The 24,491-nt window shown below is 58.7% G+C and carries 23 protein-coding genes; 7 read left to right on the top strand and 16 right to left on the bottom strand.

The window, feature by feature from the left end:
• Positions 1-14: 14 nt before the first annotated feature.
• The 15 genes from rnhB to rpsB form a co-directional block, all read right to left on the bottom strand.
• Complete coding sequence (rnhB, locus tag ACZ89R_RS23840; protein WP_429544394.1) at positions 15-656, bottom strand: ribonuclease HII; 642 nt, start codon at positions 654-656, stop codon at positions 15-17.
• On the bottom strand, positions 656-1,783 hold the full coding sequence (lpxB, locus tag ACZ89R_RS23835) for a lipid-A-disaccharide synthase (protein ID WP_008072670.1): 1,128 nt from the start codon (positions 1,781-1,783) through the stop codon (positions 656-658). The genes rnhB and lpxB overlap by 1 nt, the downstream gene beginning before the upstream one ends.
• Before the next feature lie 2 nt (positions 1,784-1,785).
• The gene (gene lpxA, locus ACZ89R_RS23830; protein WP_063342640.1) at positions 1,786-2,562 is read right to left on the bottom strand and encodes an acyl-ACP--UDP-N-acetylglucosamine O-acyltransferase; all 777 of its coding nucleotides are present in this window, start codon (positions 2,560-2,562) and stop codon (positions 1,786-1,788) included.
• The gene (gene fabZ, locus ACZ89R_RS23825; RefSeq protein WP_008154051.1) at positions 2,559-2,999 is read right to left on the bottom strand and encodes a 3-hydroxyacyl-ACP dehydratase FabZ; all 441 of its coding nucleotides are present in this window, start codon (positions 2,997-2,999) and stop codon (positions 2,559-2,561) included. Before fabZ ends, lpxA begins: the two co-directional genes overlap by 4 nt.
• Positions 3,000-3,107: 108 nt before the next feature.
• Complete coding sequence (gene lpxD, locus ACZ89R_RS23820) at positions 3,108-4,163, bottom strand: UDP-3-O-(3-hydroxymyristoyl)glucosamine N-acyltransferase (protein ID WP_429544395.1); 1,056 nt, start codon at positions 4,161-4,163, stop codon at positions 3,108-3,110.
• 3 nt (positions 4,164-4,166) lie between these two features.
• Positions 4,167-4,670, bottom strand: coding sequence for an OmpH/Skp family outer membrane protein (locus tag ACZ89R_RS23815; RefSeq protein WP_007907155.1), 504 nt, complete (start codon positions 4,668-4,670; stop codon positions 4,167-4,169).
• Between the two features lie 45 nt (positions 4,671-4,715).
• Positions 4,716-7,106 carry an outer membrane protein assembly factor BamA gene (gene bamA / locus ACZ89R_RS23810; protein ID WP_429544396.1) on the bottom strand — a complete coding sequence of 797 codons (2,391 nt, stop codon included), beginning with the start codon at positions 7,104-7,106 and terminating at the stop codon, positions 4,716-4,718.
• 72 nt (positions 7,107-7,178) lie between these two features.
• Complete coding sequence (gene rseP / locus ACZ89R_RS23805) at positions 7,179-8,531, bottom strand: RIP metalloprotease RseP (protein ID WP_429544397.1); 1,353 nt, start codon at positions 8,529-8,531, stop codon at positions 7,179-7,181.
• Between the two features lie 52 nt (positions 8,532-8,583).
• Complete coding sequence (gene ispC / locus ACZ89R_RS23800; RefSeq protein ID WP_429544398.1) at positions 8,584-9,774, bottom strand: 1-deoxy-D-xylulose-5-phosphate reductoisomerase; 1,191 nt, start codon at positions 9,772-9,774, stop codon at positions 8,584-8,586.
• Positions 9,771-10,577: a phosphatidate cytidylyltransferase gene (locus ACZ89R_RS23795; protein WP_429544399.1), complete on the bottom strand. Its 807-nt coding sequence runs from the start codon at positions 10,575-10,577 to the stop codon at positions 9,771-9,773. Before ACZ89R_RS23795 ends, ispC begins: the two co-directional genes overlap by 4 nt.
• On the bottom strand, positions 10,577-11,332 hold the full coding sequence (gene uppS, locus ACZ89R_RS23790; protein ID WP_007907977.1) for a polyprenyl diphosphate synthase: 756 nt from the start codon (positions 11,330-11,332) through the stop codon (positions 10,577-10,579). The genes ACZ89R_RS23795 and uppS overlap by 1 nt, the downstream gene beginning before the upstream one ends.
• A 13-nt stretch (positions 11,333-11,345) precedes the next feature.
• Positions 11,346-11,903 carry a ribosome recycling factor gene (gene frr / locus ACZ89R_RS23785; protein WP_007907979.1) on the bottom strand — a complete coding sequence of 186 codons (558 nt, stop codon included), beginning with the start codon at positions 11,901-11,903 and terminating at the stop codon, positions 11,346-11,348.
• Entirely contained in the window at positions 11,900-12,643 is a 744-nt protein-coding gene (gene pyrH / locus ACZ89R_RS23780) for a UMP kinase (protein WP_003172271.1), read from the bottom strand. The genes frr and pyrH overlap by 4 nt, the downstream gene beginning before the upstream one ends.
• 210 nt (positions 12,644-12,853) lie before the next feature.
• A complete protein-coding gene (gene tsf, locus ACZ89R_RS23775) occupies positions 12,854-13,717 on the bottom strand; it encodes a translation elongation factor Ts (protein ID WP_429544400.1) in 864 nt (287 codons plus the stop codon).
• A gap of 192 nt (positions 13,718-13,909) precedes the next feature.
• Positions 13,910-14,647 (bottom strand): 30S ribosomal protein S2, encoded by a 738-nt coding sequence (gene rpsB, locus ACZ89R_RS23770; protein ID WP_007907989.1) that lies wholly within the window; start codon positions 14,645-14,647, stop codon positions 13,910-13,912.
• A 373-nt stretch (positions 14,648-15,020) separates the two neighbouring features.
• Between rpsB and map the strand changes: the two genes are divergently transcribed.
• The 7 genes from map to ACZ89R_RS23735 all read left to right on the top strand — a co-directional run bounded on the left by map (position 15,021) and on the right by ACZ89R_RS23735 (position 23,341).
• Positions 15,021-15,803, top strand: coding sequence for a type I methionyl aminopeptidase (gene map, locus ACZ89R_RS23765; protein WP_095631674.1), 783 nt, complete (start codon positions 15,021-15,023; stop codon positions 15,801-15,803).
• A 45-nt stretch (positions 15,804-15,848) separates the two neighbouring features.
• Positions 15,849-18,551: a [protein-PII] uridylyltransferase gene (locus ACZ89R_RS23760; RefSeq protein WP_429544401.1), complete on the top strand. Its 2,703-nt coding sequence runs from the start codon at positions 15,849-15,851 to the stop codon at positions 18,549-18,551.
• Between the two features lie 122 nt (positions 18,552-18,673).
• Entirely contained in the window at positions 18,674-19,873 is a 1,200-nt protein-coding gene (gene dapC, locus ACZ89R_RS23755; RefSeq protein ID WP_429544402.1) for a succinyldiaminopimelate transaminase, read from the top strand.
• Positions 19,874-20,130: 257 nt separating this feature from the next.
• Positions 20,131-20,493, top strand: a complete 363-nt coding sequence (locus ACZ89R_RS23750) for an ArsC family reductase (protein WP_007907995.1) — start codon at positions 20,131-20,133, stop codon at positions 20,491-20,493.
• Between the two features lie 33 nt (positions 20,494-20,526).
• Positions 20,527-21,561 carry a 2,3,4,5-tetrahydropyridine-2,6-dicarboxylate N-succinyltransferase gene (gene dapD / locus ACZ89R_RS23745; RefSeq protein ID WP_008070343.1) on the top strand — a complete coding sequence of 345 codons (1,035 nt, stop codon included), beginning with the start codon at positions 20,527-20,529 and terminating at the stop codon, positions 21,559-21,561.
• Positions 21,562-21,731: 170 nt separating this feature from the next.
• Positions 21,732-22,937 (top strand): aminotransferase class V-fold PLP-dependent enzyme, encoded by a 1,206-nt coding sequence (locus tag ACZ89R_RS23740; protein WP_429544403.1) that lies wholly within the window; start codon positions 21,732-21,734, stop codon positions 22,935-22,937.
• Positions 22,934-23,341, top strand: a complete 408-nt coding sequence (locus tag ACZ89R_RS23735; protein WP_429544404.1) for a SufE family protein — start codon at positions 22,934-22,936, stop codon at positions 23,339-23,341. The genes ACZ89R_RS23740 and ACZ89R_RS23735 overlap by 4 nt, the downstream gene beginning before the upstream one ends.
• A 79-nt stretch (positions 23,342-23,420) precedes the next feature.
• Here ACZ89R_RS23735 and tcdA read toward each other — a convergent pair whose 3' ends face one another.
• A complete protein-coding gene (tcdA, locus tag ACZ89R_RS23730; protein WP_429544405.1) occupies positions 23,421-24,245 on the bottom strand; it encodes a tRNA cyclic N6-threonylcarbamoyladenosine(37) synthase TcdA in 825 nt (274 codons plus the stop codon).
• Positions 24,246-24,491 lie beyond the last annotated feature (246 nt).

The following is a 24,491-nucleotide window of genomic DNA, read 5'->3' as shown; positions in this document are numbered from 1 at the left end:
ACATCAGCCTGCGACTAACTGCCCATCAGGTTTTCCAGCGCTTCGTAAGCCTCACGCACTGGCGCGAACGAACGGCGGTGGATCGGTGTAGGACCGAGACGCACCAGCGCTTCCAGATGAACGGGCGTCGCGTAGCCTTTGTGGCTGCCAATCCCGTAACCCGGATAAATCAATTCGAACGCGGCCATTTCTCGATCACGACTGACCTTGGCCAGAATCGATGCCGCAGCAATGGCCGGTACCTTGCCATCGCCCTGGATTACCGCTTCCGCTCGCATCGAGAGTTTCGGGCAACGGTTGCCGTCGATCATCGCCAGTTTCGGCTGAATGTGCAGCCCCTCGACCGCACGCTGCATGGCCAGCATGGTGGCGTGAAGAATATTCAGCTCGTCGATTTCTTCTACTTCAGCCCGAGCGACATACCAGCTCAGGGCTTTTTCGCAGATTTCGTCGTAAAGCGCTTCGCGACGGGCTTCGGTGAGCTTTTTGGAATCGTTGAGGCCCAGGATGGGGCGGCTCGGATCGAGGATCACTGCCGCCGTCACCACCGCACCGCACAGCGGGCCGCGACCAACCTCATCGACACCCGCCACCAGATCTACAACCTCATCGACCAGCATAAAATCCAGGCCCAGCTGCTTGTTTGCTTTGCTCATTATGCTCTGCCAATCAGGTTCAGTACCGCGTCCGCTGCCTGATTGGAGGCGTCCAAGCGCAGGGTTCGGTGGATTTCGTCAAAGCCTCGGGTCTGCTCCTGGCCACCTTCGATCAGTGGCGACAGGGTCTGGGCCAAGGCCTCAACCGTCGCATCGTCCTGCAACAACTCCGGCACCAGCAGGCGCTGGGCCAGCAGATTCGGCAACGAGACGTAGGGACTCTTCACCATCCGTTTGAGAATCCAGAACGTCAGCGGTGCCAAGCGATAAGCGACCACCATCGGCCGCTTGTACAACAAGGCTTCCAGCGTAGCCGTGCCCGAAGCGATCAACACGGCATCGCAAGCAGCCAAGGCCAGATGGGACTTGCCATCGAGTAAGGTCAGCGGCAGATCGCGACCGGCCAGCAGCTCTTCAAGCTGGGCCCGGCGCTGCGGACTCGCGCACGGCATGACGAACCGTACGCCCGGGCGCATGGCGCGCACGCGCTGGGCAGTGTCGAGGAACAGCGCACCAAGGCGCCCGACCTCACCACCCCGGCTACCCGGCATCAGGGCGACCAGTGGCCCATCCGGCAAACCAAGTTCGGCCCGCGCTGCGGCGCGATCAGCCTCAAGCGGAATAGCATCGGCCAGGGAATGGCCGACAAACCGCACCGGCACGCCCTTCTCTTCATAAAATTTAGCTTCGAACGGGAACAGCGTCAGCATCAGGTCGCAACCTTCGCGAATCTTCAGCACCCGCTTCTGCCGCCAGGCCCAGACCGACGGGCTGACGTAATGCACGGTCTTGATCCCGGCCTGACGCAACTTGAGTTCGATATTGAGGTTGAAGTCCGGGGCATCGATACCGATGAACACGTCCGGCTTCTCGGCGATAAGGTCCGCAACCAGTTTTTTACGACGCGCCAACAGCTCGCGCAAACGGCCCAGCACTTCCACCAGCCCCATGACAGAAAGGCGTTCCATCGGGAAATACGACGTCAAGCCTTCGGCCTGCATCAGCGGACCGCCGACACCGATGAACTCGACCGCCGGATGCTGAACCTTGAGTGCGCGCATGAGGCCCGCACCCAGAATGTCACCGGAAGCCTCTCCCGCCACCAGCGCAATTCGCAAATTGGCCATGGTTAACGGGTGATGCCGCGGGTCGAAGACTGGATGGAGTCACGGAACACCGCGACTTCCGGGAACTGCAGCGAGGGTTCGGCCAGCTCGACAAGCGCCTGCTCGACCGTCAGGCCCTGGCGGTATACCACCTTGTAGGCACGACGCAGCGCGTGGATCGCATCTTCGCTGAAACCGCGACGGCGCAGGCCTTCGAAGTTCATGCTGCGGGCTTCGGCCGGGTTGCCGAATACCGTGACATAGGCTGGAACGTCCTTGCCAATGGCAGTGCCCATGCCGGAAAAGCTGTGGGCGCCAATGTGGCAATACTGGTGAACCAGGGTAAAACCGGACAGGATCGCCCAGTCTTCAACGTGTACATGGCCCGCCAACGCGGTGTTGTTGACTAGGATGCAGTGGTTGCCGATAACGCTGTCGTGACCGATGTGGGCATAGGCCATGATCAGGTTGTGATCGCCCAGGGTCGTTTCCGAACGGTCCTGAATGGTCCCGCGATGAATCGTCACGCCTTCACGGATGACGTTGTGGTCACCGATGACCAGACGGGTTTCTTCGCCCTTGTATTTCAGATCGGGCGTGTCCTCGCCTACCGAAGAAAACTGGTAGATGCGGTTGTGCTTACCGATTCGGGTCGGGCCCTTGAGAATCACATGCGGCCCGATCACTGTCCCCTCGCCGATTTCCACACCTGCGCCGATGATCGACCAAGGGCCGACTTCGACGTCGTCGGCCAGAATGGCCGTCGGATCGATGATTGCGCGAGGGTCAATCAAACTCATAGTTTGCGTTCCGCGCAGATGATTTCAGCGGAGCAGACTGGCTTGCCATCGACCGAAGCCTGGCATTCGAACTTCCAGATCTGACGCTTGCAGCTGATGAAGCGCGCTTCGAGGATCAACTGATCGCCTGGAGTGACGGGCTGACGAAAACGCAGCTTGTCGGAGCCGACGAAGTAGTAAAGCGTGCCGTCAGCAGGCTTCACGTCGAGCATTTTGAAACCGAGGATGCCGGCAGCCTGAGCCATCGCTTCAATGATCAACACGCCCGGCATGATTGGATGCGCAGGGAAGTGACCATTGAAGAACGGTTCGTTGATGCTGACATTCTTGTAGGCGCGAATGCGCTTGCCTTCCACATCCAGATCCACGACCCGGTCCACCAGCAGGAACGGGTAACGGTGAGGCAGGTATTCGCGAATCTCGTTGATGTCCATCATTTCGGGGGGAAGCCTATGTAAAGATTGGGAGCGCGCGACTGACGCGCACTCCTCTAGCAAATCAAGGAGGCAGTCTAACGGCTGTGCACACTTGATATGGAAATGGTATCAGCCATCTGATGAAGCATTACCGTCAGGGGTCACGTCCCCTACACGCTTTTCCAGCTGTCGCAGACGTCGCGCGATGTCATCGAGCTGACGGATACGGGCCGCGCTTTTACGCCATTCGGCTGCCGGTTGCATCGCCGTACCGGAAGAATAGGAACCCGGCTCGGTAATCGAGTGGGTCACCATGGTCATCCCGGTCAGGAAAACGTTGTCGCAAATCTCGATATGTCCCACCAGACCCACGCCACCGGCGAGCATGCAATGCTTGCCGATTTTGGTGCTGCCGGAGATCCCCACACAGGCGGCCATGGCAGTGTGATCACCGACCTGGACGTTGTGAGCGATCTGAATCTGGTTGTCGAGCTTCACACCATTGCCGATAACGGTATCGGCCAGTGCGCCGCGATCGATAGCGGTATTTACGCCTATTTCCACGTCATCGCCGATCGAAACGCCGCCGATCTGGGCGATTTTCTGCCAGACACCTTTCTCGTTGGCAAAACCGAAGCCTTCACCACCGAGCACGGCACCGGATTGAATCACCACCCGTTTGCCAATGCGTACGTCGTGATACAGCGTGACGCGCGGGGCCAACCAGCCGCCCTCGCCGATTTCGCATCGCGCACCGATGAAGCAATGAGCCCCAACGGTCACACCTGCGCCAATACGCGCCGCACTTTCGATGACCGCAAAAGCACCGATGCTCGCCGCCGGGTCGACCACTGCATCCGCCGCCACCACCGCTGTCGGGTGAATACCGGCAGGCGCCTTGGGTTTGGGATCGAACAAGTGGGAAACGCGCGCGTAGGCCAGATACGGATCCGGCACCACCAGTGCATCACCGGCAAAACCTTCTGCGTCAGCGGACTTCAGCAATACGGCTGCGGCCCGACTGTCAGCCAGGTATTTACGGTATTGAGGATTTGCCAGAAAGCTCAACTGAGCTGGGCCAGCCTCTTGCAAAGTGGCTAGCCCAGTAATTGCTTTCTTCGGGTCGCCACGTAAAGTGGCGCCGAGGAACTCGGCCAACTGGCCGAGCTTTATAGTCGCTGTCATGGGTTACTTCAGCTGATTCATGCGCTCGATAACCTGGCGAGTGATGTCGTACTGAGGCTTGACATCAATCACTGCGCCACGCTCGAAGACCAGGTCAAAAGCACCTTTCTTGATGACTTCTTCCACAGCGCTGTCCAGTTTCGGCTTGAGCTGCTTCAGCATTTCACGGTCGGCAACGGCTTTGGCTTCGTTCAGTTCCTTGGACTGGAACTGGAAATCACGGGCCTTTTGCTTGAACTCGAGCTCAAGACGTTCACGCTCGCCTTGCTGCATCTTGTCGCCACCGGCCATCAGACGGTCCTGGATACCCTTGGCACTGCTTTCCAGGCTCTTGAGCTTGGTCAGTTGCGGGCCAAACTTCTTCTCGGCATCCACGGCGTATTTTTTCGCCGCGTCGGATTCCAGCAGTGCCATCTGATAATTCAGTACGGCGATTTTCATGTCGGCAAAAGCCGGTCCTGCAACCAGTACGGTCGCCAGGAGAACCAATTGAGTCAACTTACGCACGATGCACTCCTACAAAATCCATTGTCGTTATCTTGGGTCAGACGCTTAGAACGTCTGGCCGAGGGAGAATTGGAACACTTGAGTTTCAGCGTCATCCGGTTTCTTGACCGGCATCGCCAGTGCGAAGCTCAAAGGACCCAGTGCGGTAACCCAGGTCACGCCGAGACCGACGGAGCTGGCCACGTTGCTCAGACTGATGTCGTTGCATTCGGTTTGAGCGGTCGAGCCGACATTGGCATTCGTCGTTTTGTCACACTTGGAGTCGAATACGTTACCCACATCCCAGAATACCGAAGTACGCAGGGAACGCTGATCCTTGACGAATGGCAGCGGGAACAGCACTTCGACACCACCCTGGATCAGGACGTTACCACCGAATGGCAGCGGATCCTGGTCCGGGTCGGCGACCGTACCGGCGTTACCCGTGACAGCCTCACCACGGCTAGGTGTACTGCGTGGACCCAGTGTACTGTCCTTGAAACCACGAACCGAGTTGAAACCACCAGCATAGTAGTTCTCATAGAATGGCAAGCCATCAGTCGAACCGTAGCCATCGCCATAACCCAGTTCGGTATGAAGACGCACAGTGTAGTTTTCAGTAATTGGCTGGAACAACTGGCCACGGTAATCAAGCTTGAAGAACGACAGATCGCTACCCGGAGTAGTGGTTTCCAGCGTCAGGCTCTGGGAATGGCCACGGGTCGCCAATACGCCTTTGTTCAAAGTGGACTCGGACCAACCGGCCGAAGCCTTGAAGTTCAGGTAGCTATCGCCTTCACGGTTAACGAAGTCGAAAATCTCATCAACGGTGTATCGGCCAGTCTTGATCTTGTCCTGTTGCGCGGTCAGGCCGAAGGTCAGGCGCGAAGTCTCACTGATCGGGTAGCCGACGCTCACGCCCGCACCCAGGCTGTCTACGGCATAGCTGGCCACGTCGACGTCGAGGTCGTCATAGTCGGTGGTGCGATAGAAAGCGTTGTAACCCAGGCTCACACCGTCAGCAGTCCAGTACGGGTCGACATAACCGAAGTTATAGCGGCTCTGGTATTCACTGCGGGTCAAACCGACGCTGACCTTGTTACCGGTACCCAGGAAGTTGTTCTGGGTGATCGAACCACCAAGGATCAGACCGGCACTCTGGGCGAAACCGACGCTGGCGGTAATCGAGCCGGACGCCTGCTCTTCAACGCTGTAGTTCACATCAACCTGGTCATCGACACCGGGCACGGCCGGCGTCTCGACGTTGACTTCCTTGAAGAAGCCCAGACGTTCCAGACGTGTCTTGGATTGATCGATCAGGTAAGTCGAAGCCCAACCGCCTTCCATCTGACGCATTTCACGGCGCAACACTTCGTCTTCGGACTTGGTGTTGCCACGGAAGTTGATGCGGTTCACGTAAGCACGCTTGCCCGGATCGACAGCGAACGTGATGTCGACCGTGTGATCGTCATCGTGAGGCTGAGGCACGCCGTTGACGTTAGCGAAGGTATAACCCTCGTTACCCAAGCGACGGGTGATCAGTTCGGACGTGGTGGTCATCAGCTTGCGCGAGAACACCTGGCCTTTCTGAACCAGCAGCAGGGACTTGATCTGGTCTTCAGGGACTTTCAGGTCACCGCTGAGCTTGACGTCACGAACGGTGTACTTCTCGCCTTCGTTGACGTTGACGGTGATGTAAACGTGTTTCTTGTCCGGGGTGATGGACACCTGGGTCGAAGCGATATCCATATTGATATAGCCGCGATCCAGATAGTAGGAGCGCAGACGCTCCAGGTCACCGGAGAGTTTTTCACGAGCGTACTTGTCATCGTTCTTGAAGAACGACAACCAGTTGCTGGTCTTGAGTTCGAACAGGTCGATGAGGTCTTCATCAGGGAAAACAGTGTTACCCACCACGTTGATGTGCTGGATAGCTGCAACGGTGCCTTCGTTGATGTTGACCTTCAGGCCCACGCGGTTACGCGGCTGTGGCACCACCTCGGTATCGACGGTAGCGGAGTAGCGGCCCTGAGCGACGTATTGACGCTGCAGCTCGTTACGCACACCTTCAAGGGTGGCGCGCTGGAAGATCTCGCCTTCGGCCAGACCGGATTGTTTGAGGCCCTTCATCAGGTCTTCAGTGGAGATCGCCTTGTTGCCTTCGATCTCGATACTGGCGACCGACGGACGCTCGACTACAGTGATGACGAGGACGTTGCCATCGCGCCCCAGCTGGATATCTTGAAAGAACCCGGTTTTGAACAACGCACGAGTGGATTCCACCAGGCGACGATCATCCGCCTGTTCGCCGACGTTCAACGGCAAGGCACCAAAGACGCTACCCGCGGAGACCCGCTGTAGGCCATTGACGCGAATATCAGAGATAGTGAAGGACTCGGCGTGAACTTCGGCGATCATCAATACGGTGAGAACCGCAGTTAGCAGCAGACGTTTCATGAAGTCCTTTCTTATTCCAACTGGCAATAAAAACTGCCGCAAAATGCGGCAGATTCGCAATTCAGCGAAGCGTTACAGTCGGCCCAGATCATTAACCAGAGCAAGTAACATCACCCCGACCACCAAACTGATACCGATCTGTATCCCCCAACCTTGCACCCGATCCGACAAGGGGCGACCACGCGCCCACTCGATCAGATAAAACAACAAATGCCCCCCATCCAGTACAGGAATGGGCAACAAATTCAGAACCCCCAGGCTAATACTCAGATAAGCAAGGAAATTCAGGAAATCAGCGACGCCCGACTGGGCAGAAGCGCCCGCCACTTTAGCAATGGTTATCGGTCCACTCAAGTTTTTTACCGAGAGCTCACCGAACAACATTTTCTTGAGCGAATCGAGGGTCAGTACGCTCATGGTCCAAGTGCGTCGGGCACCTTCGCCAATCGCGGCCACCGGACCGTAACTGACTTCGCGAATCATCTCTGGTGGCCAATCGACCGCTTTCACCCCGGCGCCCAGATAACCACTGGGCGATTTGCTCTCGCCGCGAGCGGCCAACGTCACAGGGACGTCGATTTGAGCACCATCGCGCTCGACGCGCAGCATGATTTTGGTATCCGGATGCATACGGACGATGTCGACTACCTGCTGCCAGTCTTCCAGCGCCTTGCCATCAAGGGCCAACAAGCGGTCACCCGGCTTCAGGCCCGCAGCCTTCGCCGGCCCTTTCGGATCAAATTCGGCCAGGACTGGAGGCAACGCCGGACGCCAAGGACGAATGCCCAGCGAGCGAATCGGATCTGGCTCCTCGGCCCCCTTGAGCCACTTGTCCAGCACCAGCTCACGGGGTGAGTCCACCGTGGAGCCCTGTTCGCGGACCAGCAATTGAATGGCACCGCTCTCGCCCAGACGACGGATCAGTTGCAGGTTCACCGCGGCCCAGCCGGAGGTTGGCTCGCCATCGATGGCCATGATTTCCTGGCCCGGGCTCAAACCTGCCTTGGAAGCAATACTGCCAGACTCTACCGCGCCGATAACCGGCCGCACCTGCTCGCTGCCCAGCATTGCCAATGCCCAGAAAAACACCATTGCCAATAGAAAGTTGGCGATCGGGCCGGCCGCGACGATGGCGATGCGCTGACGGACAGATTTGCGATTGAAGGATTGATCGACTTGGTCGGCCGGGACCTCGCCTTCGCGCTCGTCGAGCATCTTCACGTAGCCACCCAACGGGATGGCGGCAATTACGAACTCAGTGCCTTTGCTGTCGTGCCAGCGCAACAACGGCATGCCAAAGCCCACGGAGAAACGCAGCACTTTGACCCCACAGCGACGCGCGACCCAGAAATGGCCGAACTCGTGGAAGGTGACCAGCACACCCAGCGCTACCAGGGTGCCGACAATCATATAGAGCGCGCTCATGTACTTTCTCCGCAATCCTATCAGTGCTGCATGGGGCAACGTATTGCAGCACTTATCGCCCGTGACGGCTCAACCATTGCCCGGCCAGTACCCGTGCTTTCGCATCAGCCGTAAACACTGCCTCGAGATCATCTACTGCAACCACAGGCTCGAGGTTCAACGCTTCCTCGATAATACTCGCGATTTCCAGGTAGCGAACCCGTCCGTCGAGAAAGGCCGCCACAGCCACTTCATTCGCGGCATTGAGCATGGCCGGCGCGCTGTTGCCCGCTTCGGCGGCTTGACGCGCAAGGCGCAGGCACGGAAAACGTTCCTCATCGGGCGCCTGGAAATCCAGGCGAGCGATGGCAAACAGGTCCAGCGGCGCAACACCCGAGTCGATTCGCTCTGGCCAGGCCAGGGCATTGGCAATCGGCGTGCGCATGTCCGGATTGCCCAACTGCGCCAATACTGAACCATCGATGTAGTCGACCAGCGAATGAATCACGCTCTGCGGGTGAATCACCACTTCGACCTGGGACGGCGTGGCATCGAACAGCCAGCAGGCTTCGATCAGCTCGAGCCCTTTGTTCATCATGCTGGCCGAATCCACCGAAATCTTGCGCCCCATGGACCAATTCGGATGGGCACACGCTTGCTCGGGGGAAACATGTGCCAGCTCGGCCATGGGCGTCTGCCGGAATGGGCCACCAGAGGCTGTCAGTAAAATCCGACGCACCCCGACCGCGCCAAGTCCACGAGCGAAATCCTGTGGCATGCACTGGAAAATCGCGTTGTGTTCGCTGTCGATCGGCAGCAGCACTGAACCGCTTTTGCGCACGGCCTGCATAAACAGCGCACCGGACATCACCAGCGCTTCTTTATTGGCCAGAAGAATCTTCTTGCCGGCTTCGACCGCCGCCAGGGTCGGACGCAAGCCCGCCGCACCGACAATAGCCGCCATTACCGCATCGACTTGCGGATCGGAGGCGACCCGACACAAGCCCTCCTCCCCTACCAGAACCCGGGTCGACAGACCGGCCGCGCGCAAATCGTCCTGCAAGCGTCGGGCAGCGCCAGATTCCGGCACGACGGCAAAGCGCGGCGAATGACGCACACACAGCGCCAGCAATTCACTCAAACGAGTGAATCCGCTCAAGGCGAAAACCTGATAACGCTCGGGATGACGGGCGATGACGTCGAGGGTACTCAGACCAATCGAACCGGTCGCTCCCAGCACAGTAATCTGTTGTGGGCGGCTCACGGTGCGGCCATCCACAGCAGCACGGCGAATACCGGAATCGCCGCCGTCAGGCTATCGATTCGGTCCAGCACGCCGCCGTGGCCAGGCAGCAGATTACTGCTGTCCTTGATCCCCGACTGGCGCTTGAACATGCTTTCGGTGAGGTCGCCCACCACCGAAATGAACACGATTATTGCGGCACCGAACAGCCCCATCAGCATCTGAGCGAAACTCCAGTCCCGCACAAAACCGACGATTGCGGTAATCACCAGGCTCACCAGCAAGCCGCCGTACACGCCTTCCCAGCTCTTGCCGGGGCTGACCTGCGGCGCCAGCTTGCGTTTGCCGAAGGCCCGACCGGAAAAGTACGCACCGATATCGGCCCCCCAGACCAGCACCATCACTGCCATGATCAGCCAGTTACCCAAGGGCTGCTGCTTGATCAGGACCAGCCCCTGCCACGCCGGCAACAGAATCAACAAACCGATCACCAGCTTGCAGGCAGCACTGGCCCAATGTTGACTGGACTGTGGATAGGTCAATACCAGGTACGTGGCCATGCCCCACCAGAGCACCGCGGCACCCAACACCCAAGGCGCGAGCCCCGGCAGGATGTGCATGAAAAACAGCATCAACGCAACCACAGCGGCATAGGCAAGGCGAATCGACTGAGCAGCGAAACCTGCCAACCGCGCCCACTCCCACGCCCCAAGCGTCACCACCAGCCCAATGAACAGCGCAAAACCGGACCCTTCGAGCAGGAAAAACCCGCCCAGGGCAATCGGCAGCAGAATCAGTGCCGTGACGATTCGTTGTTTAAGCATTAAACCCGGGCTCCAGCCTCGACCTGCTCGCTCGTTTTACCGAAGCGACGCTGGCGAGAAGCGAAATCGGCTAGCGCATTGCGCATGGCGTCGTGTTTGAAGTCCGGCCAGAACAGGTCGGAGAAGTACAACTCGGCGTAAGCCAGCTGCCACAGCAGGAAATTGCTGATGCGATGCTCGCCACCGGTACGGATGCACAAGTCTGGCAACGGCAGATCACCGGTCGCCAGACAGGTTTGCAACAGCTCGGGGGTAATGTCCTCCGGACGCAGATGCCCGGCTTGAACTTCTCGGGCCAGACGCTGCGCGGCTTGCGCGATATCCCACTGACCGCCGTAGTTGGCAGCGATCTGCAGGACAAAGCGGTTGGCACCGACAGTCATCGCCTCGGCTTCGCGCATGGCGGCCTGAAGCTCCGGATGAAAACGCGAGCGATCACCAATGATGCGCAAACTGATGTTGTTGTCGTTGAGGCGCTTGGCCTCGCGACGCAATGCCTTGAAGAACAGATCCATCAAGGCACTGACTTCATCGGCCGGGCGCTGCCAGTTCTCGCTGGAGAACGCGAACAGGGTCAATACTTCGACCCCGGCCTCGGCACACACTTCGATCACCGCACGCACCGCATCCACGCCCGCTTTATGCCCGGCGACACCCGGCATAAAGCGTTTTTTCGCCCAGCGATTATTACCATCCATGATGATCGCGACATGGCGCGGCACCGCGGACGGCGCAGTCTGCTTTGTCTTATCCATTAAAACGTGACCCTTATACGGCCATCAGGTCTTTTTCTTTCTGCGCCAAATTCGCGTCAATTTCAGCCACGTACTTTTTGGTCAGATCATCAATTTCGCCAGTAGCGCGACGCTCTTCGTCTTCGCTGATTTCCTTTTCCTTGACCAGATCCTTGAGTTGGCTGTTCGCATCACGACGGATGTTGCGCACCGCAACACGGGCATCTTCAGCGACATCGCGAGCCTGCTTGGTGAAGCCCTTACGGGTTTCTTCGGTCAGGGCCGGCATGGAGATCAGCAGCAACTCACCCAGGTTGGTCGGATTGAGGTTCAGACCCGCGCTACCGATGGCCTTGTCGACGGCACCCAGCATGTTGCGCTCAAAGGCAACCACTTGCAGGGTACGGGCGTCTTTCACAGTGATGTTCGCCACTTGCTTGATCGGCGTGTCGGAACCGTAGTACGGCACCATCACGCCTTCCAGAATGCTTGGGTGCGCCTGGCCCGTACGAATACGGCCGAAGTTGTGCGCCAGCGACTCGACGGATTTTTTCATGCGCTCTTGAGCGTCTTTCTTGATTTCGTTGATCATTGTTGGCCTTCCTCGATCAGAGTCCCTTCAGCGCCGCCATGTACGATGTTCAGCAGGGCGCCGGGCTTGTTCATGTTAAATACGCGCAACGGCATCTTGTGGTCGCGGCACAGGCAAATAGCCGTCAGATCCATCACGCCCAGCTTGCGATCCAGTACTTCATCATAAGTCAGATGATCGAACTTCTCGGCATGCGGGTCTTTGAATGGATCAGCCGTGTAAACGCCATCGACCTTGGTTGCCTTGAGCACGACGTCAGCGTCGATTTCGATTGCACGCAAGCAAGCTGCCGAATCCGTGGTGAAGAACGGATTACCGGTACCAGCCGCAAAAATCACGACTTCCTTGGCATTCAGGTGGCGCATGGCTTTGCGGCGATCATAGTGATCGGTCACGCCAACCATGGAAATGGCCGACATCACGATGGCCGAGATATTGGCACGTTCCAGTGCATCACGCATCGCCAGGGCGTTCATCACAGTGGCCAGCATGCCCATGTGGTCGCCAGTGACCCGATCCATGCCGGCCGCGCTGAGCGCCGCGCCGCGAAACAGGTTACCCCCGCCGATCACCAGACCAACCTGGACACCGATGCCGACCAGTTGGCCAACTTCCAGCGCCATGCGATCCAGAACTTTCGGATCGATCCCGAACTCTTCCGAGCCCATCAGGGCCTCGCCGCTAAGCTTGAGTAGAATGCGTTTATAGCGAGCCTGATAACCACTGCCCTGCTGAGCCATTGCGAATCTCTCCTGCGGCGTATTTTAAAAAATTCTTTGCGGGCTGTTTGCAGCCTGCGTTCACTCTAGCTTGACGCTATCACAGCGCCATCGGAACACGGCTTTGTAAGCCAGTTCCGACGAGAAGCCAAATAAATTGGCATCCCCATCTGAAAAGAGGCTGCGCGCGTGAGCGGGCAGCCTCTTCAGGGCGACAGTTAAAAAACCGTCTTATTGCTTGGCAGCAGCCAGTTGGGCAGCAACTTCTTCAGCGAAGTTGTCGACCGGCTTCTCGATGCCTTCGCCTACTTTGAAGTAGGTGAAGGAAACGATTTCAGCACCGGCTTTCTTGGCCAGCTCGCCGACTTTGATTTCAGGGTTCTTGACGAACGCCTGCTCAACCAGGCTGGCTTCGGCCAGGAACTTGCTGATACGGCCTTTGACCATGTTTTCAACGATGTTTTCCGGCTTGCCGGCGATCTTGTCAGCGTTGAGAGTCAGGAACACGCCCTTCTCACGCTCAATCGCTTCAGCGGAAACTTCCGACGGCAGCAGGAATTCAGGGTTGGTCGCCGCTACGTGCATAGCGATGTCCTTGGCCAATTCAACAGTGCCGCCTTTCAGGACAACTGCAACACCGATCTTGTTGCCGTGCAGGTAACCACCAACTACGTCACCTTCAACGCGCGCCAGACGACGGATGTTGACGTTTTCGCCAACCTTGCCGACCAGTACCAGGCGATCAGCTTCTTGAGCTTCGATCAACGGAGCAGCTTCAGTCAGCTTGTCAGCGAACGCTTTTTCAACGCTTGCGGTAACAAATGCCTTGAAATCGTCCTGCAGAGCCAGGAAGTCGGTCTGCGAGTTCACTTCCAGCAGAACGGCGGATTTGCCGTCTTCCTTCAGAGCGATAGCGCCTTCAGCAGCTACGTTGCCAGCTTTCTTGGCAGCCTTGATGGCGCCCGAAGCACGCATGTCATCAATGGCTTTTTCGATGTCGCCGCCGGCCTTGGTCAAGGCCTTTTTGCAGTCCATCATGCCTTCGCCAGTACGCTCGCGCAGTTCTTTGACCAACGCTGCAGTAATCTCTGCCATTTTCAAATTCCTCTTGGATAGGTTTTCAACCATTCCACCCGATCGAACGGGCGTTCAATTCTTCCCGAACCACCCTTGTTAGCCGCTGCACGTTACAGATGCTGTAGCTGCGCTGCTCACAAATGGTTTTCGAGGTGGCAAAAAGGGGGCCAAGCCCCCTTTTTGCTTACTGAGTCAACGCCAGGGCGTCAATTACTCAGCTGCAGCTGCCGGAGCTTCTTCAACAAACTGCTCGGTACCGCCAGCAACGTGGTTGCGACCACGGATTACAGCATCAGCCATCGAACCCATGTACAGCTGGATAGCGCGGATTGCGTCATCGTTGCCTGGGATGATGTAGTCAACGCCTTCCGGGCTGCTGTTGGTATCGACTACGCCGATAACCGGGATACCCAGCTTGTTGGCTTCGGTGATCGCGATGCGCTCGTGATCAACGTCGATAACGAACAGAGCGTCTGGCAGACCGCCCATGTCCTTGATACCACCCAGGGAACGATCCAGCTTCTCAAGATCGCGAGTGCGCATCAGCGCTTCTTTCTTGGTCAGCTTGGCGAAAGTACCGTCTTCGGCTTGTACTTCAAGGTCACGCAGACGCTTGATGGAAGCACGGATGGTTTTGAAGTTGGTCAGCATGCCGCCCAACCAGCGGTGATCGACGTACGGCGAACCGCAACGTGCTGCTTCTTCAGCAACGATCTTGCCAGCGGAACGCTTGGTGCCGACGAACAGGATCTTGTTTTTGCCCTGGGCCAGACGCTCTACGAAAGTCAGAGCTTCGTTGAACATTGGCAGGGTTTTTTCAAGGTTGATAATGTGGATCTTGTTACGCGCGCCGAAAATGTACTTACCCATTTTCGGGTTCCAGTAACGGGTCTGGTGACCGAAGTGCACACCGGCCTTCAGCATATCGCGCATGTTGACTTGGGACATGATAGTTCCTTAATAAGTCGGGTTTGGCCTCCACGTATCCCAATGACCAACCAGCAGCATCAGCTGAGGGCACCCAGGTCATCGTGTCGACACGTGTGTGGATTTAAGCTTCCCAGGGTATCCCCGGAAAGCGGCGCATTTTATATCACAAGGCAGAAAAAAACGGAACCCGGATTCTGAAAACCTGAGGAATGCTTTTGGCCCCTGCCTTGGAATCTCCCCAGAATGCGCCATCCTATAGAGAGAAGCGATGCACAGAGGCTCAGATTTGCGCTGATCGTCTGGTAGAATCGCGTTTTTCAGGGCTGCGAAGATCGCTCACGCAATGCCCATTTCGTTTTAGAAGGCGCCATTGAGCGCAGAGAGAGCCTGTATGACCGTCACCCTCAAAACCCCAGAGGACATCGCAAAAATGCGGATCGCCGGCAAATTGGCCGCCGATGTGCTGGAAATGATTGCCGATTATGTCAAACCGGGTGTCACCACCGAAGAACTGGACCGCATCTGCCACGACTACATCGTCAATGAGCAGAAAGCCATCCCTGCCCCGCTCAACTACAAGGGCTTCCCGAAGTCGATCTGCACCTCGATCAACCATGTGGTCTGCCATGGCATTCCGAACGAGAAACCGTTGAAGGATGGCGACACGCTGAACATCGACGTCACCGTGATCAAGGACGGTTACCACGGCGACACCAGCCGCATGTTCCACGTCGGTACCGTGCCGGTCTGGGCCGAACGTCTGTCCCAAGTGACTCAGGAATGCATGTACAAGGCCATCGAACTGGTCAAACCCGGCTGCCGCCTGGGCGATATCGGTGAAGTGATCCAGAAGCACGCCGAAAAGAACGGCTTCTCGGTGGTTCGCGAGTTTTGCGGTCATGGCATCGGCAAGGTGTTTCACGAAGAACCGCAGATCCTGCACTACGGCCGCGCCGGCACCGGTATGGAACTGAAAGCCGGCATGACCTTCACCATCGAGCCGATGATCAACCAGGGCAAGGCCGACACCAAGGTGTTGGGCGACGGCTGGACCGCCATCACCAAGGACCGCAAGCTGTCGGCTCAATGGGAGCACACCCTGCTGGTGACCGAAACCGGTTACGAGATCTTCACCCTGCGCAGCGACGATACCATCGCGCGCGTTTCGGCCTGATCCCGCCCGCTCCGTTCCCAGCCTTATAGAAAGGAAAGCCAATCGATGCCGCAGGTGGATCCCGAACTCTTCGACCGCGGCCAGTTCCAGGCTGAACTGGCCCTGAAGGCAAGCCCTATTGCTGCTTTCAAGAAGGCGATCCGTCAGGCCCGCGAGGTGCTCGACGAGCGGTTCCGCAGTGGCCGGGACATCCGCCGGCTGATCGAGGATCGCGCCTGGTTTGTCGACAACATCCTGCAACAAGCCTGGGAACAGTTTAACTGGAGCGAAGACGCCGATATCGCCCTGGTGGCAGTCGGCGGCTACGGTCGCGGCGAGCTACACCCCTATTCCGACATCGATCTGCTGATTTTGCTGGACAGCGCCGATCACGAAATTTTTCGGGATTCCATCGAACGTTTTCTGACGTTGCTGTGGGACATCGGCCTGGAAGTCGGCCAGAGCGTTCGTTCGGTGGACGAATGCGCCGTCGAGGCCCGTGCTGACCTGACGGTCGTCACCAATCTGATGGAAAGCCGCACCATTTGCGGCCCCGAACGCCTGCGCCAGCGCATGCTGGACGTCACCAGCACCGCGCACATGTGGCCCAGCAAGGAATTCTTCCTGGCCAAACGCGCCGAGCAGAAAGCCCGTCATCACAAGTACAACGACACCGAATACAACCTGGAACCCAACGTCAAAGGCTCGCCCGGTGGCCTTCGGGATATTCAGACGATTCTCTGGGTGGCCCGTCGCGAATACGGCACCCTGAACCTGCGGGCCTTGGCGGGCGAAGGTTTCCTGGTGGAGAGCGAAAACGCCCTGCTGGCCTCGTCCCAGGAGTTTCTGTGGAAGGTACGTTATGCCCTGCACATGCTCGCCGGCCGCTCCGAAGACCGCCTGTTGTTCGACCACCAGCGTTCCATCGCCGGGCTATTGGGGTTCGAAGGCAACGACGCCAAGCAAGCCATCGAAAACTTCATGCAGCAGTATTATCGGGTAGTCATGAGCATTGCCCAGCTCAGCGACCTGATCATCCAGCACTTTGAAGAAGTGATCCTGGCCCCCGAAGACGAAGCACCACCACAGCCGATCAACTCGCGGTTCCAGCTGCACGACGGCTACATCGAGGCGCGTAGCGACAACGTGTTCCGCCGTACGCCATTCGCCATGCTCGAGATCTTTGTGCTGATGGCTCAGCAACCGGAAATCAAAGGTGTACGCGCCGATACCATCCGTCTGCTGCGCGAGAATCGTCATCTGATCGATGACGACTTCCGCAACGATATTCGTAATACCAGCCTGTTCATCGAGCTGTTCAAGTGCAAAATCGGCATCCACCGCAATCTGCGGCGGATGAACCGTTACGGCATCCTTGGGCGCTATCTGCCGGAGTTCGGCTTCATTGTCGGGCAGATGCAGCATGACCTGTTTCATATCTATACGGTCGATGCGCACACCCTGAACCTGATCAAGCACCTGCGTAAGCTGCAGTACACCCAGGTGTCGGAAAAATTCCCGTTGGCCAGCAAGCTCATGGCCAAACTGCCCAAACCCGAACTGATTTACCTGGCCGGTCTTTATCACGACATCGGCAAGGGCCGGCATGGCGATCACTCGGAAATCGGCGCCGTGGACGCCGAAGCTTTTTGCCAGCGCCACCAGTTGCCGATCTGGGACAGCCGTCTGATCGTATGGCTGGTGCAGAACCATTTGATGATGTCGACCACGGCCCAGCGCAAAGACCTGTCCGACCCGCATGTGATCCACGACTTCGCGCAGACCGTCGGCGATGAAACCCGCCTCGATTATCTGTACGTGCTGACCGTTGCCGACATCAACGCAACCAACCCGACGCTGTGGAACTCCTGGCGCGCGAGCCTGTTGCGCCAGCTCTACACCGAGACCAAGCGCGCCTTGCGTCGTGGTCTGGAAAACCCGGTGGATCGCGAAGAGCAGATCCGCCAGACCCAGAGCGCAGCACTGGACATTCTCGTACGCGGCGGCAACGATCCGGACGATGTCGAGCAGCTCTGGGCGCAATTGGGCGATGACTACTTCCTGCGTCACACCGCCGGCGACGTGGCCTGGCACACTGACGCGATTCTGCAGCAGCCGGCCGACGGCGGCCCGCTGGTGCTGATCAAGGAAACCACCCAGCGCGAGTTCGAGGGCGGCACGCAGATCTTCATCTATGCACCGGATCAGCACGACTTCTTCGCCGTGACCGTGGCGGCGATGGACCAGCTCAACCTGAACATTCACGATGCCCGGGTCATCACCTCCAGCAGCCAGTTCACCCTCGATACCTATATCGTGCTCGACACCGATGGCGACTCGATCGGTGATAACCCGGCGCGGGTCAAGCAGATCCGCGAAGGCCTGACCGAAGCCCTGCGCAACCCGGACAATTACCCGACCATCATCCAGCGTCGGGTGCCGCGACAGCTCAAGCATTTTGCGTTTGCGCCACAGGTCACAATCCACAACGATGCTCAGCGTCCGGTGACCGTGCTGGAGCTCAGCGCGCCCGACCGTCCGGGGCTGCTGGCGCGGATCGGCACGATCTTCCTGGAATTCGACTTGTCGCTGCAGAACGCCAAGATCGCCACCCTGGGCGAGCGCGTGGAAGACGTGTTCTTCATCACCGACGCGAACAATCAGCCGCTGTCCGACCCGTTGCTGTGCAGCCGCTTGCAGGACGCCATCGTCAAACAGCTGAGCGTCAGCCAGGAACCCGATATCAAACTGTCACGACTCAGTATCTGAATTAATAACTTTCCCCCTGTGGGAGCGAGCCTGCTCGCGATGGCGTCAGTCCATTCAACATCGCCAGCGACTGATCTATCGCTATCGCGAGCAGGCTCGCTCCCACATTGAACGAGGCCCTCATGAACAACGCTCTGAACCAGTTGCAGCCCTACCCGTTCGAAAAGCTCCGCGCCCTGCTCGGCAGCGTCACGCCAAACCCGGAAAAGCGCGCCATCGCGCTGTCCATCGGCGAGCCGAAACACCGCTCGCCAGCTTTTGTCGCCGAAGCCTTGGCAAGCAATCTGGATCAGATGGCCGTGTATCCGACCACCCTCGGCATCCCTGTCTTGCGTGAAGCTATCGCCGCCTGGTGCGAACGCCGCTTCAGCGTCCCGAACGGCTGGCTCGACCCGGCGCGCAATGTGCTGCCGGTCAACGGCACGCGCGAAGCGCTGTTCGCGTTCACCCAGACCGTGGTCAACCGTGGTGACGACGCATTGGTGGTCAGCCCGAACCCGTTCTATCAAATCTACGAAGGCGCGGCATTCCTCGCCGGGGCCAAGCCGCATTACCTGCCGTGCCTGGATGAAAACGGCTTCAACCCGGATTTCGACGCTGTTTCGCCGGACATCTGGAAACGCTGCCAGATCCTGTTCCTGTGCTCGCCGGGTAACCCGACCGGTGCACTGATTCCGGTCGAAACCCTGAAGAAGCTGATCGCCCTGGCTGACGAATACGACTTCGTGATCGCCGCAGACGAGTGCTACAGCGAGCTGTATTTCAACGAACAAACCCCACCGCCAGGCCTGCTCAGCGCATGCGTCGAACTGGGCCGCAAGGACTTCAAGCGTTGCGTGGTGTTCCACAGCCTGTCCAAGCGTTCCAACCTGCCGGGCCTGCGTTCGGGCTTCGTGGCTGGTGATGCCGATATTCTCAAAGGCTTTCTGCTGTATCGCACCTATCACGGCTGCGCGATGCCGGTTCAGACCCAACTGGCCAGCGTTGCCGCATGGAATGATGAAGTGCATGTACGCGCCAACCGTGCGCTGTACCGCGAGAAATACGATGCGGTGCTGGAGATCCTCAGCCCAGTGATGGACGTACAGCGTCCGGACGGTGGTTTTTACCTGTGGCCGAATGTGAACGGTGATGACGCGGCATTCTGCCGTGATCTGTTCGAGCAGGAACACGTGACCGTGGTACCGGGCTCCTACCTGTCCCGCGATGTCGATGGCGTCAACCCGGGCGCCGGGCGCATACGCATGGCGCTGGTAGCGCCGCTGGCTGAATGCGTGGAAGCGGCCGAGCGCATTCGCGATTTCATACAGCGCCGCAAGTAACAAAGCCTCGCTCCTGCACAAATCCCGGGCGCTACACCGTAGCGCCTTCAAACGCAATCGCCGCTCCAGTAATCGTTGCCTCCATTTGAAGTGCCATATTGGCTGTTTAGACTGAAGTCTGACCGGCGCACTCATATCGCATGGAACCTCTGATAGCCAGGTCAAAAAGACAACCCGACCACAGCCGACGCGAAACCGTCCGGTCATGGCATAATCCGTCACCTTTTATTTTCAGCACCTGCAAAGGGGGCAATTCCTTGACCGCTTCAAGCAAAACGTTGCACCTTTTCGGCATCAAAGCCTGCGACACCATGAAAAAGGCGCGCACCTGGCTCGATGAACACGCTGTCAGCTATGACTTCCATGATTACAAAACGGTCGGAATCGACCGTGAACACCTGAGCCAATGGTGCGACGAGCACGGCTGGCAAGTGGTGTTGAACCGTGCAGGCACGACCTTTCGCAAGCTCGACGACGAACGCAAAGCCGATCTCGACCAGCGCAAAGCCATCGAACTGATGCTCGCACAACCTTCGATGATCAAGCGCCCGGTGCTCGATCTCGGTGACCGAACCCTGATTGGCTTCAAGCCAGATATCTACGCGGCCGCACTCAAGTAAGGCAGCCCGTTCCATTTTGTTAGAGGTATCAACATGTCCACTACCCTGTTCAGCCTGGCCTTTGGTGTCGGCACTCAAAACCGTCAAGGCGCATGGCTGGAAGTGTTTTACGCGCAGCCACTGCTCAACCCGTCGGCCGAACTGGTCGCCGCCATTGCGCCGGTTCTGGGCTACACCGACGGCAATCAGGCCATCGCCTTCAGCACCGCTCAGGCGTCGCAACTGGCCGAAGCGCTGAAAAGCGTCGACGCTGCACAAGCGGCACTGCTGACCCGTCTGGCCGAGAGCCACAAGCCGCTGGTCGCCACGCTGCTGGCCGAAGATGCACAGCTGAGCTCCACGCCTGAGGCTTACCTCAAGCTGCACCTGCTGTCCCATCGACTGGTCAAGCCCCACGGCCTGAACCTGGCCGGGATCTTCCCGTTGCTGCCGAACGTGGCCTGGACCAGCCAGGGCGCGATCGATCTGGCCGAACTGGCCGAGCATCAACTGGAAGCCCGTCTGCGCGGCGAGCTGCTGGAAGTGTTCTCGGTGGATAAGTTCCCGAAAATGACCGACTACGTGGTACCGGCCGGCGTGCGTATCGCTGACGCGGCGCGTATTCGTCTGGGCGCTTACGTGGGCGAAGGCACCACCGTCATGCACGAAGGCTTCGTCAACTTCAACGCCGGTACCGAAGGCCCGGGCATGATCGAAGGTCGTGTGTCGGCGGGCGTGTTCGTTGGCAAGGGTTCGGACCTGGGCGGCGGCTGCTCGACCATGGGCACCCTGTCGGGTGGCGGCAACATCGTGATCAAGGTCGGCGAAGGCTGCCTGATCGGCGCCAACGCTGGTATCGGTATCCCGTTGGGCGATCGCAACACCGTTGAGTCGGGCCTGTACGTGACCGCTGGTACTAAAGTGGCGCTGCTGGACGAAAACAACAAACTGGTTAAAGTCGTGAAGGCGCGTGAACTGGCCGGTCAACCTGACCTGCTGTTCCGTCGCAATTCGGAGACCGGCGCCGTGGAGTGCAAAACCCACAAATCGGCCATCGAATTGAACGAAGCGCTGCACGCTCACAACTAAGCAGAGCGTCACACGATCACCTGAACTTGTAGGAGCGAGGCTTGCCCGCGAAGCTTTTGGCGCCAGTGATGACGCCTTCGCGGGCAAGCTTCGCTCCTACACAGGTCCGGCGTAGACCCGACCATCAGGTCAGGCGTACACCCCGCCCATGTTCACCAGGGCCCGATTACATGATGATTCCTTCTCCCTGGCGCGCCGATTTCCCGGCCATCGCCGCCCTGCAACGGCAAGACCAGACTTATCTGGACAACGCCGCCACCACGCAAAAACCTCAAGCCCTGCTGGATGCCCTGGCGCATTACTACGCCAATGGCGCGGCTAACGTGCATCGGGCGCAACACTTGCCCGGCGCCCATGCCACCCAGGCGTTCGAGGACAGCCGCAGCAAAGTTGCGCAATGGCTCAATGCCGGCGATTGCGGACAGATCATCTTTACCCACGGCGCGACGTCCGCGCTGAACCTCCTGGCCTATGGCCTGGAACACGTATTCAATCCGGGCGATGAAATTGTCATCAGCGCTCTGGAGCACCACGCCAACCTGTTGCCGTGGCAGCAACTGGCCCACCGTCGCGACTTGAAGCTGGTGATCCTGCCGCTGGATGCCGACGGTTTGATTGACCTTGAAGCCGCCGCTTGCCTGATCGGCCCGCGTACACGCCTGTTAGCGGTCAGCCAGCTGTCCAACGTGCTCGGTGCCTGGCAGCCGTTGCCCGCGTTACTGGCGATGGCCAAGGCACACAATGCAATGACCGTGGTCGACGGCGCTCAAGGCGTGGTGCATGGTCGGCATGACGTGCAGGCGCTGGGCTGCGACTTCTATGCGTTTTCCAGCCACAAGCTCTACGGCCCGGATGGCCTGGGTGCGATGTTCGGTCGTCATGAAGCGCTTGAGCAACTGCGTCCGTGGCAGTTCGGCGGCGAAATGGTGCTGGATGCCAACTACCACGACGCACGCTTTCGTCCTGCGCCGCTGGGGTTCGAGGCGGGTACGCCACCGATTTCCAGCGTGATTGGCCTGGGGGCGACCCTGGATTATCTGGCCGGGCTGGATCAGGACGCCGTGTCCGCCCACGAAGCCGCGTTGCATGACTATTTGCTCAAAGGCCTTGAGGCGCGCAACGGCATCCGGTTGCTGGGCAAGCCGCAACTGGCGCTGGCCAGTTTTGTCGTCGAGGGTGTGCATAACTCTGATCTGGCGCATTTACTGACCGAACAGGGAATCGCCGTACGCGCCGGTCATCATTGCGCCATGCCGTTGCTCAAAAGCTTTGAACTGGCTGGGGCGATTCGGGTGTCGTTGGCGTTGTACAACGATTCCGAAGACCTCGAGCGCTTTTTTGAAGCGCTGGATCAGGCCCTGGAGTTGTTGCGATGATCTTGCCCGCCGATGCCGTCACGGCGCTGGACACGTTTCAGAAGACTGCGAGTTGGGAACAGCGGGCGCGGTTGCTGATGCAATGGGGCGACCGCCTGCCGCCGTTGAGCGATGTGGATAAAGTCGAGGCCAACCGCGTGCATGGCTGTGAGAGCCAGGTGTGGCTGGTCGGTGCGCTGCAGGACGGTCATTGGCAGTTCAGCGCCAGCAGCGATGCACGGTTGATTCGCGGGTTAGTGGCGCTGCTGCTGGCGCGGGTCAACGGCTTGTCCGCAGTTGAGTTGCAGCAGGTGGATTTGGCGGATTGGTTTAATCAGCTGGGGCTGTCGCGGCAGTTGTCGTCGTCGCGCAGTAATGGCCTCAACGCCGTGCTACAGCGGATGCGGAGCCTGAGCGACGTGTAGGAGCTGCCGAAGGCTGCGATCTTTTGATCTTCACGCTAAAGATCAAAAGATCGCAGCCTTCGGCAGCTCCTACGCGGATTTACGTTTCAGCTTGAGGCTTGACCCGATCCGCCGGGCGCCGAACCCCGGCCACAATCTTATCCACAGTCTTGGTCGCCGCGACCATGCCGAATGTTGCCGTCACCATCATCACCGCGCCAAAGCCCCCGGCGCAGTCGAGCTTCACGCCATCACCGACAAAACTCTTCTGCAAGCAAATGCTGCCATCGGGTTTCGGGTAGCGCAGTTGCTCGGTGGAAAACACGCACGGGACGCTGTAGTGGCGGGTCACGGTGCGGGAGAAGCCATAGTCGCGGCGCAACGTGGAGCGCACTTTCGACGCCAGCGGATCGTTGAACGTGCGGTTCAGGTCGCAGACCTGGATCAGTGTCGGGTCGATCTGCCCGCCCGCGCCGCCGGTGGTGATGATCTGGATTTTGCGTCGCTTGCACCAGGCGATCAGCGCCGCTTTGGCGTTGACGCTGTCGATGCAGTCAATCACGCAGTCGATGTTCGGCGTGATGTACTCGGCCATGGTTTCGCGGGTGACGAAGTCCGCCACCGCATGCACCGTGCAGTCCGGGTTGATCCCGCGCAGGCGCTCGGCCATCACCTCGACCTTGGGCTTGCCGACGGTGCTGTCCAGCGCATGCAGTTGACGGTTGACGTTGCTGACGCAGACGTCATCCAGGTCGAACAGCGAAATCTCGCCCACGCCACACCGGGCGACAGCTTCCGCCGCCCAGGAACCGACGCCACCGACACCGACGATCGCCACATGGGCCGCGCGCAAGCGCTCAAGGCCTTCGATGCCATACAAGCGGGCGATGCCAGCAAACCGCGGATCTTCTGTACTCATGACCATTACCCCAAAAACCGGCGCGCATTATAGGGCCGTCGGCGGCCAAGAGCATCTTTGGGTCTATAAACGGCGGTCTTGACTGCCTTAATTGCCTACAAATTTATTGGAATTGGGCTACAACGCCCCGGTCAAAGAACTTAAGTCGACTTGGATTGCCCAACGTCCGGCATTTCCCTGTCCGCTGTACGGTCAGTGAACGCCCGGTGTAGGATGCGCGCCCCGCCCCTTGGCAGCCGGCCGCCGACCGTT

Source organism: Pseudomonas sp. TE3728 (assembly GCF_056279145.1).
Note: the sequence above shows the minus strand (reverse complement) of the source record. Positions and strands in the feature narration are given on the sequence as shown.

Coding starts and splice junctions, on each gene's coding strand:
- rnhB (WP_429544394.1), bottom strand. CDS start 656: ATGAGCAAAGCAAACAAGCAGCTGGGCCTGGATTTTATGCTGGTCGAT.
- lpxB (WP_008072670.1), bottom strand. CDS start 1,783: ATGGCCAATTTGCGAATTGCGCTGGTGGCGGGAGAGGCTTCCGGTGAC.
- lpxA (WP_063342640.1), bottom strand. CDS start 2,562: ATGAGTTTGATTGACCCTCGCGCAATCATCGATCCGACGGCCATTCTG.
- fabZ (WP_008154051.1), bottom strand. CDS start 2,999: ATGATGGACATCAACGAGATTCGCGAATACCTGCCTCACCGTTACCCG.
- lpxD (WP_429544395.1), bottom strand. CDS start 4,163: ATGACAGCGACTATAAAGCTCGGCCAGTTGGCCGAGTTCCTCGGCGCC.
- bamA (WP_429544396.1), bottom strand. CDS start 7,106: ATGAAACGTCTGCTGCTAACTGCGGTTCTCACCGTATTGATGATCGCC.
- rseP (WP_429544397.1), bottom strand. CDS start 8,531: ATGAGCGCGCTCTATATGATTGTCGGCACCCTGGTAGCGCTGGGTGTG.
- ACZ89R_RS23795 (WP_429544399.1), bottom strand. CDS start 10,577: ATGCTTAAACAACGAATCGTCACGGCACTGATTCTGCTGCCGATTGCC.
- uppS (WP_007907977.1), bottom strand. CDS start 11,332: ATGGATAAGACAAAGCAGACTGCGCCGTCCGCGGTGCCGCGCCATGTC.
- frr (WP_007907979.1), bottom strand. CDS start 11,903: ATGATCAACGAAATCAAGAAAGACGCTCAAGAGCGCATGAAAAAATCC.
- pyrH (WP_003172271.1), bottom strand. CDS start 12,643: ATGGCTCAGCAGGGCAGTGGTTATCAGGCTCGCTATAAACGCATTCTA.
- tsf (WP_429544400.1), bottom strand. CDS start 13,717: ATGGCAGAGATTACTGCAGCGTTGGTCAAAGAACTGCGCGAGCGTACT.
- rpsB (WP_007907989.1), bottom strand. CDS start 14,647: ATGTCCCAAGTCAACATGCGCGATATGCTGAAGGCCGGTGTGCACTTC.
- map (WP_095631674.1), top strand. CDS start 15,021: ATGACCGTCACCCTCAAAACCCCAGAGGACATCGCAAAAATGCGGATC.
- ACZ89R_RS23760 (WP_429544401.1), top strand. CDS start 15,849: ATGCCGCAGGTGGATCCCGAACTCTTCGACCGCGGCCAGTTCCAGGCT.
- dapC (WP_429544402.1), top strand. CDS start 18,674: ATGAACAACGCTCTGAACCAGTTGCAGCCCTACCCGTTCGAAAAGCTC.
- dapD (WP_008070343.1), top strand. CDS start 20,527: ATGTCCACTACCCTGTTCAGCCTGGCCTTTGGTGTCGGCACTCAAAAC.
- ACZ89R_RS23740 (WP_429544403.1), top strand. CDS start 21,732: ATGATGATTCCTTCTCCCTGGCGCGCCGATTTCCCGGCCATCGCCGCC.
- ACZ89R_RS23735 (WP_429544404.1), top strand. CDS start 22,934: ATGATCTTGCCCGCCGATGCCGTCACGGCGCTGGACACGTTTCAGAAG.
- tcdA (WP_429544405.1), bottom strand. CDS start 24,245: ATGGTCATGAGTACAGAAGATCCGCGGTTTGCTGGCATCGCCCGCTTG.